The 17614-nt window shown below is 71.0% G+C and carries 14 protein-coding genes and 2 tRNA genes; 9 read left to right on the plus strand and 7 right to left on the minus strand.

Features of this window, described 5'->3' with window-relative positions; all coding sequences use genetic code 11:
- Nucleotides 1-144 precede the first annotated feature (144 nt).
- The 4 genes from F1D61_RS24615 to F1D61_RS24630 all read left to right on the plus strand — a co-directional run bounded on the left by F1D61_RS24615 (nt 145) and on the right by F1D61_RS24630 (nt 4466).
- Nucleotides 145-1317, plus strand: coding sequence for an FIST N-terminal domain-containing protein (locus F1D61_RS24615; RefSeq protein WP_203154695.1), 1173 nt, complete (start codon nt 145-147; stop codon nt 1315-1317).
- A gap of 31 nt (nt 1318-1348) precedes the next feature.
- Nucleotides 1349-2680, plus strand: a complete 1332-nt coding sequence (locus F1D61_RS24620; protein ID WP_203154697.1) for an ATP-binding response regulator — start codon at nt 1349-1351, stop codon at nt 2678-2680.
- A gap of 278 nt (nt 2681-2958) precedes the next feature.
- Nucleotides 2959-4143: an SDR family oxidoreductase gene (locus tag F1D61_RS24625; protein WP_246775512.1), complete on the plus strand. Its 1185-nt coding sequence runs from the start codon at nt 2959-2961 to the stop codon at nt 4141-4143.
- Nucleotides 4140-4466, plus strand: coding sequence for a DMT family transporter (locus tag F1D61_RS24630; RefSeq protein WP_203154699.1), 327 nt, complete (start codon nt 4140-4142; stop codon nt 4464-4466). Before F1D61_RS24625 ends, F1D61_RS24630 begins: the two co-directional genes overlap by 4 nt.
- Nucleotides 4467-4472: 6 nt before the next feature.
- On the opposite strand, the gene F1D61_RS24635 is transcribed toward F1D61_RS24630, so the two are convergent.
- From F1D61_RS24635 to F1D61_RS24650, 4 genes are all read right to left on the minus strand, one after another.
- Nucleotides 4473-5057, minus strand: a complete 585-nt coding sequence (locus tag F1D61_RS24635; protein WP_203154701.1) for a TetR/AcrR family transcriptional regulator — start codon at nt 5055-5057, stop codon at nt 4473-4475.
- A gap of 292 nt (nt 5058-5349) precedes the next feature.
- Nucleotides 5350-5757 carry a tautomerase family protein gene (locus F1D61_RS24640; RefSeq protein WP_203154702.1) on the minus strand — a complete coding sequence of 136 codons (408 nt, stop codon included), beginning with the start codon at nt 5755-5757 and terminating at the stop codon, nt 5350-5352.
- Between the two features lie 99 nt (nt 5758-5856).
- Complete coding sequence (gene bluB, locus F1D61_RS24645; RefSeq protein WP_203154704.1) at nt 5857-6492, minus strand: 5,6-dimethylbenzimidazole synthase; 636 nt, start codon at nt 6490-6492, stop codon at nt 5857-5859.
- Nucleotides 6489-11366: an NAD-glutamate dehydrogenase gene (locus tag F1D61_RS24650; protein WP_246775513.1), complete on the minus strand. Its 4878-nt coding sequence runs from the start codon at nt 11364-11366 to the stop codon at nt 6489-6491. The genes bluB and F1D61_RS24650 overlap by 4 nt, the downstream gene beginning before the upstream one ends.
- 142 nt (nt 11367-11508) lie before the next feature.
- Between F1D61_RS24650 and F1D61_RS24655 the strand changes: the two genes are divergently transcribed.
- Nucleotides 11509-12159 (plus strand): peroxidase-related enzyme, encoded by a 651-nt coding sequence (locus tag F1D61_RS24655; RefSeq protein WP_203154708.1) that lies wholly within the window; start codon nt 11509-11511, stop codon nt 12157-12159.
- 104 nt (nt 12160-12263) lie between these two features.
- Nucleotides 12264-13043 carry an ABC transporter permease gene (locus F1D61_RS24660; protein WP_203154709.1) on the plus strand — a complete coding sequence of 260 codons (780 nt, stop codon included), beginning with the start codon at nt 12264-12266 and terminating at the stop codon, nt 13041-13043.
- A 442-nt stretch (nt 13044-13485) separates the two neighbouring features.
- Here the strand turns inward: F1D61_RS24660 and F1D61_RS24665 are convergent.
- From F1D61_RS24665 to F1D61_RS24675, 3 genes are all read right to left on the minus strand, one after another.
- Nucleotides 13486-13570, minus strand: a tRNA-Leu gene (locus F1D61_RS24665).
- A 186-nt stretch (nt 13571-13756) separates the two neighbouring features.
- A tRNA-Leu gene (locus F1D61_RS24670) sits at nt 13757-13841 on the minus strand.
- Between the two features lie 123 nt (nt 13842-13964).
- Nucleotides 13965-14270: a FliM/FliN family flagellar motor switch protein gene (locus F1D61_RS24675; RefSeq protein WP_203154711.1), complete on the minus strand. Its 306-nt coding sequence runs from the start codon at nt 14268-14270 to the stop codon at nt 13965-13967.
- A 60-nt stretch (nt 14271-14330) separates the two neighbouring features.
- On the opposite strand from F1D61_RS24675, the gene lipB reads away from it, so the two are divergent.
- The 3 genes from lipB to F1D61_RS24690 all read left to right on the plus strand — a co-directional run bounded on the left by lipB (nt 14331) and on the right by F1D61_RS24690 (nt 17508).
- A complete protein-coding gene (gene lipB, locus F1D61_RS24680) occupies nt 14331-15056 on the plus strand; it encodes a lipoyl(octanoyl) transferase LipB (protein ID WP_203154713.1) in 726 nt (241 codons plus the stop codon).
- A gap of 149 nt (nt 15057-15205) precedes the next feature.
- Complete coding sequence (locus tag F1D61_RS24685) at nt 15206-16336, plus strand: ATP-binding protein (protein ID WP_203154715.1); 1131 nt, start codon at nt 15206-15208, stop codon at nt 16334-16336.
- A 188-nt stretch (nt 16337-16524) separates the two neighbouring features.
- Entirely contained in the window at nt 16525-17508 is a 984-nt protein-coding gene (locus F1D61_RS24690) for a Tim44 domain-containing protein (RefSeq protein WP_203154717.1), read from the plus strand.
- Nucleotides 17509-17614 lie beyond the last annotated feature (106 nt).

The raw sequence follows: 17614 nt of genomic DNA on the forward strand, positions 1-17614 counted from the left end.
ACCCTTAGCCCGGTGTAAACCTCGGGTCCGTGTCCCTCGGCCGCAGGCCCGGGAACCTCCGCCGGCCGCCGTTGCCAGCCGTCGACCGCCGCCGCATAATGACGCCGATGCCGCGACGGAAAGCGGCACGACGGGAGGGACATCTTGGCGCGAGTTTCGGCGCAAGGCACACGGACGCGCTCGCACCGTTGCGGGATCCAGACCGCCTGGACCGAGGCGGCCGGGGCCGAGGCCGCCGTGGCGGCGATCGCCGAGTCCCTCGACGTCGCCCGCATCGCCCATCTCGTCATTTTCTTCTCGCCGGTCTACGGCGTCGAGGCGCTGAACGCCGCGCTCGCCCGCGCCTTCCCGGGCGTGCGGGTCGCCGGCTGCACCTCCTCGGGCGAGATCAGCCCGATGGCCGGGCTCGATCGCGGCCTCGTGGCGATCGCCTTCCCGCACGAGGGGTTCCGCATCGCCTCGACGGTGCTGGAGGCGGTCGACAACCTCGATGCCGAGCGGGCCGCCGCCTCGATCCGCTCCTTGCGCTGCGCCCACGAGCGGATCTCGCGGGGCGGGCAGCGCTTCGCGATCTCGCTCATCGACGGCCTCGCCAATGCCGAGGAGACGGTGATCGCCACGATCGGCTTCGGGCTCGACGGGGTGCCCCTCGTCGGCGGCTCGGCCGGGGACGAGCTGACCTTCTCCGAGACCGCCCTGATCCATGACGGGCAGGTGCATCGCCGTGCGGCGATCCTGCTGCTGATCGAGTCCGATTTCCCGGTCGAGATCTTCAAGAACGACAATTTCGAGCCGACCGGCGTCAAGTTCGTGGTCACCGAGACCGACGAGGAGCAGCGCACCGTGCGCGAGCTCAACGCCGAGCCGGCGGCGGTCGAGTATGCCAACGCGCTCGGCCTCGATCCCGACGCGCTGACGCCGACGAGCTTCGCCGCGCATCCGCTCGTGGTGCGGGTCGGCGGCGACTACTTCTGCCGCTCGATCCGCCACCTCAACCCGGACCAGTCCCTGAGCTTCCACTGCGCCATCGAGAGCGGCGTGGTGCTGACGCTCGCGCGCCAGAAGGACTTGGTCGAGGCGACCCGGGACGAACTGGCCCGGCTCGACGCGCGGCTCGGCGGCGTCGACCTGGTGATCGGCTTCGAATGCGTGCTGCGCCGCCTCGACGCCGAGATCCACCAGGCCCGCCACAGCATCGCCGAGCTGTACCGGCACTACAACGTCGTCGGCTTCGAGACCTATGGCGAGCAATACCGCTCGATGCACCTGAACCAGACCTTCACGGGCATCGCCATCGGCCGGCCCGCCGGCTCGTGAGCACGGACGATTCGGGGGCGAGGCGGGCGTCATGACCGAGGACGTCGCCTCCCTCCACCGCCGCATCGCCAAGCTGGAGCGCATCAACGCCGCCCTGATGTCCCAGGTCGAGCGCACGATGGACCAGCGCGGCAGCGCCTATTCGCTGTTCCAGACCGCCATCACCCTCGAGGGCCAGGTCCGTTCCCGCACCGAGGAGCTGACGGCCCTGATGCGCAGCCTCGAGCGCACGAACCAGGACCTGACCGCGGCCAAGGAGGAGGCCGAGCGGGCCAACCGCTCGAAGACCCGCTTCCTCGCCGCGGCGAGCCACGACCTGCTCCAGCCCCTCAACGCCGCGCGGCTGTCGATCTCGGCGCTGGCCGAGATGCGGATGGAGCCGGAGCCCCGCGCCGTCGTCGGCCAGGTCGAGCGCGGGCTGCAGACGATCGAGGACCTGATCAAGACGCTCCTCGACATCTCGAAGCTCGATGCCGGGCTGATCCAGCCGGTGGTGCGGCCCCTGCGCGTCGCCGACGTGCTGGAGGGCATCGAGGCGAGCTTCGGGCCGCTCGCCGCCCGCAAGGGCCTGCGCCTGTCGGTGCGCGGCGGCCGGTACTGGGTGAGGAGCGACCTGGTGCTGCTCCAGCGCATCCTCCAGAACCTGGTCTCGAACGCGATCCGCTACACCGCCGCCGGCGGCGTGCTGGTGGCGGCGCGCAAGCGCGGCTCCGAGATCCGGATCGACGTGGTCGATTCCGGCGCCGGCATCCCGGCGGACGAGCAGGAGCTGATCTTCGAGGAATTCCACCGCGGCGGGCGCGAGAGCGTCGACGGCGAGATCGCGCTCGGCCTCGGCCTGTCGATCGTCCGGCGCTCGGCCCAGGCCCTCGGGCATCCCCTGAGCCTCGAGAGCCGGGTCGGCCACGGCTCGCGCTTCAGCCTGCATCTCGATCCGTGCGCCCCCGAGCCGCCCCGGCCCGCGCCCTCCCTGGTGCCGCCGACGAGCCTGACCGGTGCCCGCATCGCGCTGATCGAGAACGACAAGCCGGCGCTCGAGGCCCTGGCGCGGCTCTTCCACGGCTGGGACGCCAACGCGTTTGCGGCCCGCGACCACCTGAGCCTGGTGCGGCTGCTCGGGACGACCTGGAGCCCCGACGTCGTCGTCGCCGATTTCCACCTCGACGGCGGCGCGTGCGGCCTCGACACCGTGGAATGGCTGCGCTCCGTCCACGGCCACGACATCCCGGCGGTCATCACTACCGCCGACCACTCCTCGGAGGTCGAGGCGCGGGTGCGGGCGGCGCGCTGCGAACTGGTGCACAAGCCGCTCAAGCCCGCGCAGCTGCGGGCGCTGCTCGCCCATCTGCTGAGCCGCGGCTGAGCCCGCGCCGCCATCGTTTCCCAAAGATGTCCGAGTCGTCCGCCGTCATGACGCACGGTGGGCGAAGCCATGCGCGTCGAATGACTTATGTCTTTCGACCTAGTTCTATTATTTCTACAATGTTTCTCGGCTCTATTTTATTCGTATGGACTAATCAGAACGAGAAATAGACGGTTGCGCCTGGGCAACATACTGAATCGACCCGAGTTTGATGCCGCCAAGCCGGATTTATAGCCTGCGCGTCTGTGGCATCTCTCCAGGGCACGGGGAGGTCCAGCGTGGCACGGATATTACTGACGGGCGCAACCGGTTTCCTGGGCGGCGCCGTTCTTCACCAGGCCCTGAGCCGGCGCGACGGCGCGGAGTGGGTCTGTCTCGTGCGCTGCACCAGCGTCGAGCAGGGCCGCCAGCGAATCGCCGCGCGGCTGTCGCGCTTCACCGACCCGTTCACCGCCCAGCGCCTCGCACGCCTCGTCGAGGTGGTGCCGGGCGACTTCACCCGCGCCGACCTCGATGCCGACCCGCGGCTCGATTCGATCACCCACGTGCTGCACCTGGCCGCCGACACCTCGTGGTGGGGCGAGGAGCGGGTGAGCCGCACCAACCACGACGGTACCCTGGCGCTCGCCCGCCGCGCCCGCGCCATGCCGCGCCTCGCCCGATTCCTGCACGTCAGCACCGCGATGATCTGCGGCGCGGAGGCTCCCTCCCTCGTCGAGGAGGCGGCCTTTCCCTCGCCCCAGGCGCGCCACCTCGTCGCCTACACGGTCTCGAAGGCGGCGGCCGAGACCTCGCTTGCCGGCAGCTTCGCCGACCTGCCGATCGTGGTCGCCCGTCCCTCGATCGTCGTCGGGCATTCGACGCTGGGGGCGGCGCCGAGCTCGAGCATCCTGTGGGTGATCCGCGCCGCCGACCGCCTGCGGCTGGTGCCCTGCGCGCCCGAGAGCGCGGTCGACATCATCCCGGTCGACTGGACCGCCGACACCCTGCTCGGCCTGCTGCGCAAGCCGCAGCTCGCCCACACACTCTACCACGTCTCGGCCGGCGAGGGCGCGCGGGCCCGCTGGGACGACCTGATGCGCGCCTTCGCGGCGGCCGATCCGGCGGGCGGCCCGCGCGACGACTTCACGCGCTTCGACCTCGTCGCCGACCGGGCGCTGCTGCGCCGGCGCTTCGCCGAGACCTTCGGCCTCGACGGGGCCCTGAAGCAGGCGATGCTGCGGGCGGTGCGGGCCTACTACGCCTTCTGCTCCCTCGACCTGACCTTCTCGAACGCGCGGCTCCTCGCCGAGGGGTTCGCTCCGCCGCCCTCCTTCACCGACTACCTGAAGGTCTGCCTGGAGAACGCGCCCGAGATCGCCGAGCAATTCGCCGACGACCTCGAGATGTTCGTGGCGCCGGAGCCGGCCCAAGGTCCCGCGCAGGGTCCCGCTCCGGTCCTGCCGCGGACGGCGCGCGCATGAACCCGTTCCTGATCCTCGCGGTGGCGATCGGCGCCGAGATTACCGCGACGCTCGCCCTCAAGGCGGCCGACGGCCTCACCCGCCCGGGCCCCACGGTCCTCGTGGCGCTCGGCTACGGCACCGCCCTGTGGCTGATGTCGAGCAGCATGGACATGCTGCCGATCGGGGTCGTCTACGCGATCTGGGCCGGGGTGGGCATGGTCGGCGCCGCGCTCGGCGGGGCGATCCTCTTCGGCGAGCCGGTGACGCCCCTGATGATCCTCGGCATCGGGGTCATCGCGGTCGGCGTCGGCATCCTGGCGGCGGCCCAGGTTCATACCTGAGGACCTTCACGCCCGAGGGCGGGTGACGGCGTCGAGCACCTGCACGGCGCCGTCGATCGCCTCGCGCATCGCCGCCTCGTTCCAGTGCACGCGGGCGAGCACGTAGCCGCCCTCGACCACGGCGATCAGCATGGCCGCGAGCGCGGCTGGCGCGATTCCCGGCGCGAGGCCGCCCGCCGCATCCGCCTCCTCCAGGCTCGCGCGCAACCGCGCCTGGATATGCCCGACATAGGCCGCGACCGGCTCGCGCAGGGCCGGCTCCTCCATGGCGGATTCGTTGGAGAGCCGCGCCAGGCGGCAGCCGCGCAGGGCCTGCCGCTCGCGGGTGAGATAGGCGCGGATTCGGTCGAGGGGCGGGGTTCCGGGCGAGAACAGCCCGTCGATCACCGCGATCTCTTCTTCTGCCATCTCGGCGAGCGCCGCGGCGGCCACCTCCCGCTTGCCGGGAAAGTGATGATAGAGGCTGCCCTGGCCGGCGCCGCTCAGCGCCAGCACGTCCCGCGGGCTCGTCGCCTCGTAGCCGCGCTCCCACAGCAGCGCCTTCGTCGCCGCGACGATCGCCTCGCGCTTCGATGATCCTGGCCGTGCCACGTCTTGCCCTTCGTCTGTGACAGGCTGTCCGGAAAGCGACCGAAGCGCGGGATCCCCTCTCCCGTATGGGAGAGGGGTAGGGGTGAGGGTGGAGACCGTTCCGTGTGAAGCTGAGAGCGTCGAGCTGCGCAGCTCGACGGTTCAGGGTCATTGCGGAAGCCGAGCCACCCTCACGCGGGATCTTCGATCCCCAGGCCCCTCTCCCACACGGGAGAGGGGAGGAGCGCCTGATCTTCCCCCGGACAGTCCTAGCCTCCGCGGTATGCCGCGACGCGCCCCGCTCGGCCAGCCCTCAGGCCGTACCCGCGAGATGGGACGGGGCCGCGTCGGCGTATTGGGCGATGCCGTGACCGAAGGACCAGTTCTCCCGGGCGATCTCGACCAGCGTCACGAACACGTCCTCCGGCCTGATCCCGAACTCGCCGAGATTGTTCGCGATCGCCGCGAACAACGCCTTCTTCTGAGCGACGCTGCGCCCGGTCGAGAGATGGACCTGCACCATCACCAGGTCGTCGCTGCGCGCGATGCCGAGGTAACCCGGATCGTAGATCACATCGTCGAAGTGGTGCGAGACGACCTGGAAGCGGTCGTCGGGCGGAATGCCGATGCTCTCGACGAGGGCGGCGTGAACCGCATCCGCGATGGCGCGCCGCTCCGATCCAGGGCGTTCGCGCTTCAGGGTGAGGGTGACCAGGGGCATGGGAGGATCTCCGCGGCTGCCCGAGCAGCCGCGATCCTTATATTGTACCTACTGGTATGTATGGAAATGCGGCATGTGCAATCCGGACCTGCGCCGCGCTCAGCGCTCCGTCATCACCCCCGTGCCCTGCCGTTCCTGCCAGCCGTGCCGCACCAGCTCCGGGTCGGCATGCTCCTCGGCCGGATAGCCGACGCAGAGATAGGCGATCAGCCGCCAGGACGGTGGCACATCGAGGGCGGCGGTGACCTCCTCGGGACACAGGATCGAGACCCAGCCGACGCCGAGGCCGTGGCTGCGCGCCGCGAGCCAGAAGGTGTGGACCGCCGTGACGGCGGAGTAGCGCAGCATCTCCGGCATGGTGGCGCGGCCGAGGCCGTGGCCGGCCGCCGTGGCCTCGTCGCAGAACACCGCGAGATGCACCGGCGCCTCCCGCAGGCCCGCGAGCTTGAGGCTGCGATAGGCGCTGGCGCGCGCGTCATCGTAGGAGGAAGCCGCCGCGTCGTTGCAGCGGGTGAAGCTCGCCGTCACGGCGGCGCGCCGCTCAGGGTTCGACACCCGCACGAAGCGCCAGGGCTGGCTGTTGCCGACCGAGGGGCTGAGGCAGGCGAGCGCCAGGCTCTCGCGCAACGCCGCCTCCGGCACCGGATCGGGACGGAAGCGCCGCACGTCGCGGCGCCAGGCGATCAGCTCCGCGAAGCGGGCCCGGAAGTCCGCCCCGAATTCCGGCGGGCTCATCGCGGCGCCGATTCCTTCTGCACCGAGTCCTTCTGCACCAAGTCCCCGAGCAGGCTCGCCGCCACCGAGACCTTCGAGACCGTGAGGCCCGAGGCCGCGATGGCCGAGATGGCGGTGCGGATGCGGGCGAGCGAGGCCCCGCGGGCCTGGCTCCAGGCCTCGACCGCGGCCGCTCCTTGCGCCTCGAAGGCAGCGGCCTCGGCGGTCAGCGCCCGGTGCGCCCCGGCGATGCCGGAGATCGCCCGCTCCAGGGCGATCCGGTCGAAGGTGTCGGCCACCGGCACCGCCCGGGCGGCGGTCGCGAGGGCGTTGAGGCGGAAGAGGTCGGCCAGCGCGAAATGCGTCGCGGCGATCGCGGCCGGCGGGCGGCCGGTCGCCTCGGCGACCTGGACGATGTCCGGCGCGGCACCCAGCTCGCTCAATGCGGCGAGGCGGGAGGCGAGGGCTTCCGGCACGCCGTGATCGACGAGGGTCCGGATCCGCCGGGCCAGGGCCTCGGCGGCGGCTGGCGGCAGGACGCCCGGCAGGGCGCTCGACACCGCCGCGATGCCGTCGCGGTAGCGCGCGACCGCCGCCTCGATGCCGCCCGGCGCCGCCTCGCCGTTGCGGATGAACCAGACCATGCGCTGGCGCAGCAGGTCCTGCAATTCGGCGTAGAGGGCGAGCTGCTGGTCGCCGGAAATCGCGCCGTCGAGCCCGTCCACCGCCTTGTTGAGGTCCATCAGCCCGAAGGCGTCGCGGGTCACCGCGTAGGCGGCGGCGATGGCGGCGGCCTCGGCGCCGGTCTCGTCGGCGAGCCGGCTGACCAGGGTCGGCCCGCCGCGGTTGACGATGGCGTTGGCGAGACTCGTGGCGATGATCTCCCGGCGCAGGCGATGGCTCTCGACCGCGTCGGGATAGCGGGCGACCAGCACCGGCGGGAAGGAGCGCTCCAGTTCCCGGGCGAGGGAGGGATCGTCCGGCACGGCGGAGCCGAGGAGCGCGTCCTTGAGCGAGAGCTTGGCGTAGGCGAGCAGCACCGCCAGTTCCGGCCGGGTCAAGCCTTCGCCGCCCTGCGCCCGCTCGGCCAGCGCCGCATCCGAGGGCAGGAACTCGACGGTGCGGTCGAGGCGCCCGTCGGCCTCGAGACCCTGCATCAGCCGGGCGGCGAAGCCCGTCTCGGCCGTGGCGGAGCGCTGGGCCAGCGACAGGGCGAGCGTCTGGAGCTGGTTGTTCCTCAGCACCAGGTCGGCCACCGCCTCGGTCATGCCGGAGAGGAGCGCGTTGCGGCTTTCCATGCTCAGGCGGCCGTCGCGCTCGGGCGTGGCCAGCGCGATCTTGATGTTGACCTCGACGTCCGAGGTGTTGACCCCGGCCGAGTTGTCGATCGCGTCGGTGTTGAGGCGCACCCCGCGCCGCGCCGCCTCGATCCGGCCGCGCTGGGTCAGGCCGAGATTGGCGCCCTCGCCGACGACCCGGGCGCGCAGCTCGGAGCCGGTGATGCGGATCGCGTCGTTCGCCCGGTCGCCGGCCTCGTCGTCGCTCTCGGAGGCCGCGCGGACATAGGTGCCGATGCCGCCGAACCACAGGAGGTCGACCGGCGCGCGCAGGATCGCCTGCATCACTTCCGCCGGCGTCGCCTCGGGCCTATCGATCCCCAGGCGGGCGCGGATCTGGGCCGAGAGCGGCACGGTCTTGGCCTGGCGCGAGAACACCCCGCCGCCGGCCGAGATCTTTTGCCGGTCGTAATCGGCCCAGGACGAGCGGGGCAGATCGAACAGGCGCTTGCGCTCGGCGAAAGCGACGGCTGGGTCGGGATCGGGATCGAGGAAAATGTCGCGGTGGTCGAAGGCGGCCACCAGCTTCAGGCAGCGCGAGAGCAGCATGCCGTTGCCGAACACGTCGCCCGACATGTCGCCGACACCCGCCACCGTGACCGGCTCGGCCTGGATGTCGATGTCGACCTCGCGGAAGTGGCGCTTCACCGCCTCCCAGGCGCCGCGGGCGGTGATGCCCATCTGCTTGTGGTCGTAGCCCTGGCTGCCGCCGGACGCGAAGGCGTCGCCGAGCCAGTGATGCGCCTCGAGCGAGAGGGCGTTGGCGACGTCCGAGAAGGTGGCGGTGCCCTTGTCGGCGGCGACCACCAGGTAGGCGTCGTCCTCGTCGTGCCGCACGGTGGCGGGCGGGGGCACGATCGTGCCGTCGACGATGTTGTCGGTGAGCGAGAGCAGGGTGCGAATGAAGATCCGGTAGCTCTCGGTGCCCTCCTGCATCCAGGCCTGGCGGTCGGAGGGCGGCGGCAGGCGCTTGGGGAAGAAGCCGCCCTTGGCGCCGACCGGCACGATCACGGCGTTCTTGACCTGCTGCGCCTTGACGAGGCCCAGCACCTCGGTGCGGAAATCCTCCGGCCGGTCCGACCAGCGCAGGCCCCCCCGGGCGATGTAGCCGAAGCGCAGATGCACGCCCTCGACGCGGGGGCTGTAGACGAAGATCTCGAAGAGCGGCCGGGGCAGCGGCATCCCGTCGACCTTCGCGCAGCGGAACTTGAACGCGATGGTCTCGGGCGGCAGGCCGTTGCGGCCGATCTGGAAGAAGTTCGTGCGCTGCGCCGCCTCCACCAGGTTGACGAAGCGGCGCAGGATGCGGTCCTCGTCGAGGCTGGTGACGTCGGCGAGATCCGCCTCGATCTCGGCCCGCACGGCATCCTGCTGCGCGGCGCGGTCGCCGTCGAGGCGGGGGTCGAAGCGGGCGTAGAGCAGCGCTACCAGCCGGCGGGCGAGGGCCGGATGGCGCGCGAGCGTTGCCGCCAGGTAATCCTGGCCGTAGCGGATGCGCAACTGGCGCAGGTAGCGCCCGAGCGCCCGCAGCAGCGCGACGTCGCGCCAGCCGAGCCCGGCCTCCAGCACCAGGCGATTGTAGGCGTCGGATTCGGCGAGATCCCGGGCGAGCGCCAGGAGCGCCGCCTCGACCGGACCCTCGACCGCGGCCACGTCGACCGGGCCGCCGCCGGCGCGCTCCAGCACCATGTCGTGCAGGAAGACCCGGGCGCCGGCCCCCTCGGGCTTGAGGCGGTAGGAGCGCTCGTCGATGACCCGGAAGCCGAGATTCTCCAGCACCGGCACCCGCTCGGAGAGCGGCAGCGCGGTGCCGCGGGAAAAGACCTTCAGGCCGATGCGGGTGTCGGGGTCGCCGGGGCGGCGGAAGAGGTCGACCGCCCGGGGCTGGGCTTCCGAGATCCGCTCCAGGATCGCGATGTCGGGCAGCGCCTGGGCGCCGGAATACATCTCGCGGTAGCCGGCCGGGAAGGCGTCGGCATAGACGGCAGCCAAGCCGCGGGCATCGCCACCGCGGCTCCGGCTCAAGGACTCGCGCAAGGAATCGGCCCAGGTGCGGGCAAGCTCCGCGATGCCGGCCTCCAGCGCGCCTGCATCGATCTCCTCCGGCACCGCGCCGGGGGTCGCCACGATGACGTGGAGGCGGGCGAGGGGGCCTTCCGGATAATCCGGCGCGATGGTCGAGAGGCGGCCGCCTAAGGCCTCGGCGAGGTAGGCGCCGATCCGGGCCTGGAGCCGGGCGTCGGTGCGGTCCTTCGGCAGGTAGGCGATCAGCGAGACGAAGCGGCCGAACTTGTCGGGCCGCGCCAGCACCCGCACCCGCGGCCGGTCGGCAAGCGACACGATGGCGAGCGCGAAGCGCAGCAGCAGGCCGGGCTCGATCTGGAACAGGTCGTCGCGCGGATAGGTCTCGAGGACGTGGAGGAGGGAGCGCCCGGCATGGCTCGTCGGGTCGAGGCCGGCCTTGGCGACGACCTGCGCGACCTTGCGGCGGAGATACGGCACCTCCTCGGCCCGGCTCGCATAGGCGCTGCCGGTGAACAGGCCGACGAGGCGCAGCTCGCCCGACGGGTGTCCGTCGCCGGAAAACAGCTTGATCGCCACCATGTCGAGATGGGCCTGCCGGCGCACCCGCGAGCGCAGGCTCGCCTTGGTGACCATCAACGCCTCCGGCCCCTCCAGGAAGGCGCGGATCTCTGGCGTCACCGCCACCATGGCGTCGCCGCGGCGCAGGACCTCGATGGCGGGATCGCGCAGGAGGCCGAGCCCGCTGCCCGGCACGCCGGCATGGTCGGCCCCGTCCCGGTCACGGTATTCGCGCAGGCCCAGCAGCACGAAATGCCCGTCGCGCAGCCAGTCGAGGAAGGCGCGGGCCTCCGACACCTCCTCGCGCGCCAGCGGTGCCGGCGCCTCGGCCAAGCCGGCCGCCGCCTCGGCCAGCCGCTCGATCATGGCCGTATGGTCGGCCGCCGTCACGGCGACGTCGACGTAGATCCGGGCGAGGCTGGCGGCCAGCGTCGCGCGGGCCGCCTCGTCGTCGATGCGGTCGAGGTGGATGTGGATGAAGCTCTCGCGGGCCAGGCCCTCGGCATCGGGCCCCGCATCCTGCGCGGTGGTCTCGCCGACGACCCGCACCAGGGCGCCGTCCGCGTCGCGCTCGACCCCGAGGATCGGGTGGGCGACGAGGCGGGGCTGATAGCCGCGGGCGACGAGCTCGGCCAGCGTCGAATCGAGCAGGAACGGCCGGTTGGCGTTGACCGCCTCCAGCACCGTGAGGTCGCGCCGGCGCCCGTCCCGCTCCACCTCGATGTCGGATAAGCGCACCGCGCTGATCGTGCGGGCGGGCCGCGCCGCGGCGAGATGGGCGCGGGCGGCGAGCGCCAGGTCGGCCAGGGCCTCGGGCGGATAGGCGGTGAGGTCCTCCGGCGCGACGCGCCCGAAGAGATCGCGGACGAAGCCGCCGGGTCCTCCCCGGTCCTCGGCCAGGGCCGCCGCGGCGGCGATCAGGTCTGTGCGGCTGGCCTTCGCTTCGGGGGTCGCGGTCGCGGTCGAGGGTTCCACGTCTGGCCTTCCTCTTCTGCCCGTCCTCTGCCGAGGGTGGTGAGCGGAGCGGTGGCACAGCGTCGGGACCCCCGCAAGCCCGGCCTCGCCTGGCTTGGGCAAACTGCCTATAGCTGAGGCACGATCATCGGGAGGGCAGGGCATGAGCGCAGGCAAGAAGACCGCGAGGCCGGAGGTCGGCGAGCGGCCGGCGCCGCAGGAGACCGAGGGCGCCGTGATGGCCCTGGAACTCGCCCCGTCGCCGGACCTGTCGCCGGAGATGCAGGCCTACTTCGACAAATGCCGCGAGAAGATCGGCTTCGTGCCGAACGTGCTGCTGGCCTATGCCCATGACAGCGCCAAGCTCGAGGCGTTCGCCGCCCTCTACAACGACCTGATGCTGGCCCCGTCCGGCCTGTCGAAGCTGGAGCGCGAGATGATCGCCGTGGCGGTGTCGAGCGTGAACCGCTGCTATTACTGCCTCACCGCCCACGGTGCCGCCGTGCGCAGCCTCTCGGGCGATCCGGTGCTGGGCGAGATGCTGGCGATGAACTATCGCGCCGCCGATCTCTCCCCGCGCCACCGCGCCATGCTCGACTTCGCGGTGGCGCTGACCGAGGCGCCCTGGACCATCGAGGAGGAGGACCGCGAGGCCCTGCGCGATGCCGGATTCTCCGAGCGCGACCTGTGGGACATCTCCGCGGTGGCGAGCTTCTTCAACATGTCGAACCGCATGGCCTCGGCCGTCGACATGCGCCCGAACCGCTCCTACCACGGCGAGGCCAGGGGCCTGCCCGACCTGGACGAGGCCTGACCGGTCACCCGGTCGCCGCATTGTCGGCTTATGGCGCTGCCCGATGCATGAACCGGATCGGGGGCGCCTTGAGTGCGGCGCCGTCGACCGAGCGGGAGCGGTGGATGGCGTACCAGGCGAAGTCGGCGCTCGAGATCCAGCTGGACGTGCTCGGCGCACTCATGCTGCGCGACATCCGCACCCGCTTCGGCGGGACGATGTGGGGCTACGGCATCGCCGTCGGGTGGCCCTGCGCCCACGTCCTGGTCATCACCGGATTTTACGCGCTCCGGCACATGCCGACGCCCCTCGGGGACAGCATCGTGCTGTTCGCCGTCTCCGGGTTGTCGCCGTATATCATCATGAATTACACGTCGCGAAAGATGATGGAGGGGCCGCTTCAAAACAAGCAGCTTATCTACTTTCCTCAGGTAAAGTTTTTCGATGTTGTCATGTCGCGAGCGATCGTCGAAATCTGCACAAGTAGTTTGAGCATTTTCTTGGTTTTCTTTATTGCGGCATGCTGCGGCGCTCAGATTGTGCCATATGATGCATTCGCATTCTGTGAGTCGATGCTGCTCGCGCTAGGCCTTGCATTGTCGATTGGATTCTTGAATGTTTTTATCTCGCAGATGTTCCCGCCGTGGATGATCGGCGCAATAGTTCCGACGCTTATCATGTATTTCACCAGCGGCGCCTTCTTCATGACGGAGTCGATGCCTGCCGTCATCTACGAGTACGTGCAGTGGAATCCATTAATGCACGTCGTCAAGATTTGCCGGTCGTCCTTCTACCCGGGTTACGGGACGGACGCATCGATCCTGTACGTGCTCATGGTCAGCGGGGCATTGGCGATGATCGGGCTTCTGGGAATCCGCTTCATCGTGCCGCGCTTCTACAACTGAGGCGAACCCGTGCTTTCGCGCCTCGTCGGTCACGGGCTTGCCCGAGATCGGCAGCGATGCGTCGGCACCCCAGGCTGGGGGGATCGCCCCGCGAGGGGCAGGGCTTGTCCGGGGAGGCGACGCGCGAGATGCCGTCTTTCCCCGAGGGAAGCAGGGGGCGATGCATCCGCGGCGCCTGCTTTCTAGACCGGTGCTTCAAGCAGCGAGAGGAAGTGCCGGCTACGGCGTTCGGGATCGTCCGGGCGGAAGGTGAAGGTGCGAGGAGGCGCGGCGCCCGTCTTCACGAGGGCCAGCTCGACCGACTCATGCCGAACGCTCGAACCGCGCCGTTCACCGATCGATCACGATAGGGGATCCTGGTCATCACGTTCCGGCGCGTAAAACGCCCTGGGAACGAACCCTGCATCGACAGCGGGTCCGCTGATCCTGCTCATCGGCAGGATGGTGCGGCCAAGAGGACTCGAACCTCCACTGGTTGCCCAACTAGCACCTCAAGCTAGCGCGTCTACCAATTCCGCCATGGCCGCGGAGTGTGCCGGACACAAAACATCGTCCAGCCGATCTGAAACATCTTAGATTAACAGTCACCGAAATCCTAAAACGATCCCGGTCATCGGCAACCTCGCTCGGCGCGTCTTCTCGATGAGGGTCGAGGGACGTACCGAATCCGGTCTCCATCTCATCACGCCACGGTCCAGGACCTGCGGGATGAATGGTGCGGCCAAGAGGACTCGAACCTCCACTGGTTGCCCAACTAGCACCTCAAGCTAGCGCGTCTACCAATTCCGCCATGGCCGCGGAGTGCTCGTTCTCGCCGGAACCGGCGGGGCGGGGGTGAAACCCGTCCGAAGCGAGGCTGCGAATACCAGTCCCCTCCCGGGGACGCAAGCGCCCCGATACGGATCCGGCGAACATTCTCGCCTAGAGGGCGTCCGACAGGGCGCCGAGCAGGCCGGCGCTGCCGTCGCCGATGCGGATGCCGGGCTCCTGCACCACCTCGGCCTTGCGGATCAGCTCCGTGACCTCCACGGAGATGCGGTTGCCCGTGACCACGATCTGCCCGCGGGCGATCGGGTGGTTGTTGGCGAGGATCTCGACCATATCGGAGTCGGTCGAGTCGAGTTCGATGACCGCGCCGCGGCCCATGCGCAGCAGCATGTGGATCGGCATCCGGGTCTGCCCGAGCACGACCGCGAGGTCCACCTTGAGAATGTCGAGTACCGCCAACGGACGCACCCACCCTGACCACGAGACGATGCGCCAACAATCTGCTCTTATGGTGAAGCCTTGGTAAACGACCGGCTCGGAATCGCCCCCGGCAGCCTCCTGCCCGCCCCCGGCAGCCCCCCCGTCGAATGGGTCGTGCGCGATGCGCTCCTCGATTACCGCGAGGCGGAACGCGCGATGGAGGCGCGGGCGGCGGACATCGCGGAGGGCCGCGCGCCGGAGCGCGTCTGGCTCGTCGAGCACCCGCCGCTCTACACCGCCGGGACCTCCGCCCGGGAGGCCGACCTCGTGGCGCCGGAGCGCTTCCCGGTGCACCGCACGGGGAGGGGAGGGCAGTACACCTATCACGGCCCCGGGCAGCGGGTGGCCTACGTGATGCTCGACCTCAACCGGCGGCGGCCGGACCTGCGCGCCTACGTGGCCGCCCTGGAGGCCTGGCTGATCGCGACGCTGGACGCCTTCACCGTGCGGGGCGAGCGCCGGGAGGACCGGGTCGGGGTCTGGGTGCGCCGGCCGGAGAAGGGGCCGGGCGTCGAGGACAAGATCGCGGCGATCGGCATCCGGGTGCGGCGCTGGGCGACCTTCCACGGCGTCAGCCTCAACGTCGAGCCTGACCTGTCGCATTTCTCCGGCATCGTCCCGTGCGGCGTGCGCGAGCACGGCGTCACCAGCCTGGTCGATCTCGGCCGGCCGGTGACGATGCCGGAGGTCGATGCGGTGCTGCGGGGCCGCTTCGAGGCGATCTTCGGTCCCACGGTTCTGGTCGAGACCGATGAGCGGGCTTAGGCCGGCCGGCGCCGGGCGTGACGGTTTCCCCGCGGCCCGGACTTGCTCTAGAGTATCGTCCGAGCCCGCGGCGTCATCCCGCACGCCCGCGGCGATGTCCCGGCCGCCGAGACCGGCGGCCCTGTCCCGCGCATCACGGAGGCCCGCCCGTGCCGGATGTCCCCGCGCCAGTGCCGGCCGCTGAGGCGCCGGGAGAGGCCGGGACCCTGCGCGCCGTCCTCTCGGCCGCCCCCCTGCCGTCCCTGCTGGTCGCACCCGGCCCCCCGGGCGAGGTGCGATTCGCCAACCCGGCCGCCCTCGCCCTGTTCGGGGAGGCGCCCGCCGCCCTCGCCGCCCTCGGCGCCGAGCCGGAGGCCGAGGCGGCGTTGCGCGCGCTCCTCGCCGATGGGCCGGCCAGCGCCGAGGTGCTGCTGCGCCGGCACGACGGCGCGACGTTGTGGGCGCTCGTCCATCTGTCTCCGGTGGCGGGCGAGGCGCCCGGCAGCCTGGTCCAGGTCGTCGAGACCTCGCGCCGCCGCGACCTCGAGGTGGCGCTCGGCCTCGCGGAGAGGCGCGAGGCGCTGGGCCAGCTCACCAACGGCGTCGCGCACGAGTTCAACAACCTGCTGCAGATCCTGGTCGGCTACGTCGACGGCCTGCGCCGGCGCCTCGGCGAGCATCCCGACGCCTTCGTCCAGCGGGCGCTCAGCCGTTCGACCGACGCCGCCGAGCGCGCCTCCTCGCTCACCCGCCACCTGCTCGCCTTCTCGCGGAGGCACCGGCCCGAGCCGCGGCCGGTCGATCTCAACGGCCTGCTGCGCGACTACCGGGAGCGGGCCCTCGACGTGCTGGGGGAGGGGATCGCCCTCGACCTCGATCTCGCCGGGGATCTGTGGATCGCCTGCATCGATCCGGTCCAGATCGAGCTGATCCTGAAAATCCTGCTGCGCAACGCCGCCGAGGCGATGCCGGCGGGCGGGCGCGTCGCGGTTCACACATGCAACCACGGCGGCGAGGGCGTGGCCGCCGACGGGGCGGCGGGGCGCCACGTCGCCCTCACCCTGGCGGATACCGGCGACGGCATGCCGCCGGAGGTGCTGGCCCGGGCGCTGGAGCCGTTCTTCACCACCCGCGAGCCCGGCCGCGGCACGGGGCTCGCCATCCTCAACGCCCTGGTCAAGCGCCAGAACGGCGCCGTCGCCCTGCGCAGCAGCCCCGGCGAGGGCACCTCCGTGCGGATCACCTTTCCGGCCGCCGAGGTGCCGCGACCGCGGTCGCAACGAAGTGCCGCCGCACGATAATCCCTGTCGTCTCAAAAATTTATCGCTTGGCAGGACTGGCGCCGATCGGCGACTCTTCATCGGGTGTAGTTAGAATCGGGAAGGCGTTCGGTGCGATGCCTCCCTTCTACTGCGCCACCCGCACCCCCATATACGGTCCAAGGGGCGGGCCGCCCCTCACTGGTGATGGCACGAGGCGACACGAACCGATGATGACCCCCTTCTCCCGCGGCCGCCGGACGGCGGTGGCCTTCGGCCTGGCGGCCCTGATGGCCGTGGCGGCGACCGCCGGCGAGGCGCGTCCCGGCGGCGGCGGCTCCATGGGCTCGCGCGGCAGCAAGACCTATTCGGCGCCGCCCTCCACGACGACCGCTCCCGGTGCCCCGGCGCCGATGCAGCGCTCGATGACCCAGCCCGGTTCGTCGATGGGTGCCCCCGCCGCGCCGCAGCGGCGCTTCGGCGGCGGCTTCTTCGCCGGCCTGCTCGGTGCCGGCCTGCTCGGTGCGCTGATCGGCGGCGGCTTCTTCGGCGGCCTCGGCGGCATCGCCTCGTTCCTCGGCCTGCTGCTCCAGGTCGGCCTGCTGGTCGGCGTGGTGCTCCTCGTGGTGCGCTTCCTGCGCCGCCGCAAGGAGGAGCCGGCAATGGCGGGCGCCTATAACCGCAGCGGCCCGGCCTCCGGTGGCGGTCCGCTCGGCGGTGGTCTGGGCGGCGGCCTTGGCGGGGGCTTAGGCGGTCTCGGTGCCGGTCTCGGCGGCGGTGCCGCCGCCGCGCAGGCCCGGCCGCCCCAGCGCGACGAGGTCGGCATCGGTCCGCAGGATTTCGACGCCTTCGAGCGCACGCTGACCGAGGTCCAGCTCGCCTACGGCGCCGAGGATGCCGCTACCCTGCGCCGCCTCACCACGCCGGAGATGTTCGGCTATTTCGGCGAGGAGATCCGCGCCAACACCGCCCGCGGCGTGGTCAACAAGATCGCCGACGTGAAGCTCCAGCAGGGCGACCTCGCCGAGGCCTGGCGCGAGGGTCCGGTCGACTACGCCACCGTGGCCATGCGCTACACCCTGCGCGACGCGGTGATCGAGCGCGCCACCGGCAAGGTCGTCGAGACCAACCCGCCCGAGGCGACGGAGGTCTGGACCTTCATGCGCCAGCGCGGCGGCCAGTGGGTGGTCTCGGCCATCCAGCAGACCCGGTAACGGTTAGGTCGCGGGGAGCGCCTCCCTCCCCGCGGATCCCGGCGAAGCCCTCGGATCCCACCCGGGACCGAGGGCTTTTCCTTGTCGCGACCTGCGGGACGGCGCG

The organism is Methylobacterium aquaticum, from assembly GCF_016804325.1.
GTDB lineage: Bacteria > Pseudomonadota > Alphaproteobacteria > Rhizobiales > Beijerinckiaceae > Methylobacterium > Methylobacterium aquaticum_C.

Bases quoted from the DNA above. Each gene is read 5' to 3' on its own strand.
- F1D61_RS24660 (WP_203154709.1), top strand. From the start codon at position 12,264: ATGGCGTACCAGGCGAAGTCGGCGCTCGAGATCCAGCTGGACGTGCTC.
- F1D61_RS24620 (WP_203154697.1), top strand. From the start codon at position 1,349: ATGACCGAGGACGTCGCCTCCCTCCACCGCCGCATCGCCAAGCTGGAG.
- F1D61_RS24655 (WP_203154708.1), top strand. From the start codon at position 11,509: ATGAGCGCAGGCAAGAAGACCGCGAGGCCGGAGGTCGGCGAGCGGCCG.
- F1D61_RS24690 (WP_203154717.1), top strand. From the start codon at position 16,525: ATGATGACCCCCTTCTCCCGCGGCCGCCGGACGGCGGTGGCCTTCGGC.
- F1D61_RS24630 (WP_203154699.1), top strand. From the start codon at position 4,140: ATGAACCCGTTCCTGATCCTCGCGGTGGCGATCGGCGCCGAGATTACC.
- F1D61_RS24640 (WP_203154702.1), bottom strand. From the start codon at position 5,757: ATGCCCCTGGTCACCCTCACCCTGAAGCGCGAACGCCCTGGATCGGAG.
- bluB (WP_203154704.1), bottom strand. From the start codon at position 6,492: ATGAGCCCGCCGGAATTCGGGGCGGACTTCCGGGCCCGCTTCGCGGAG.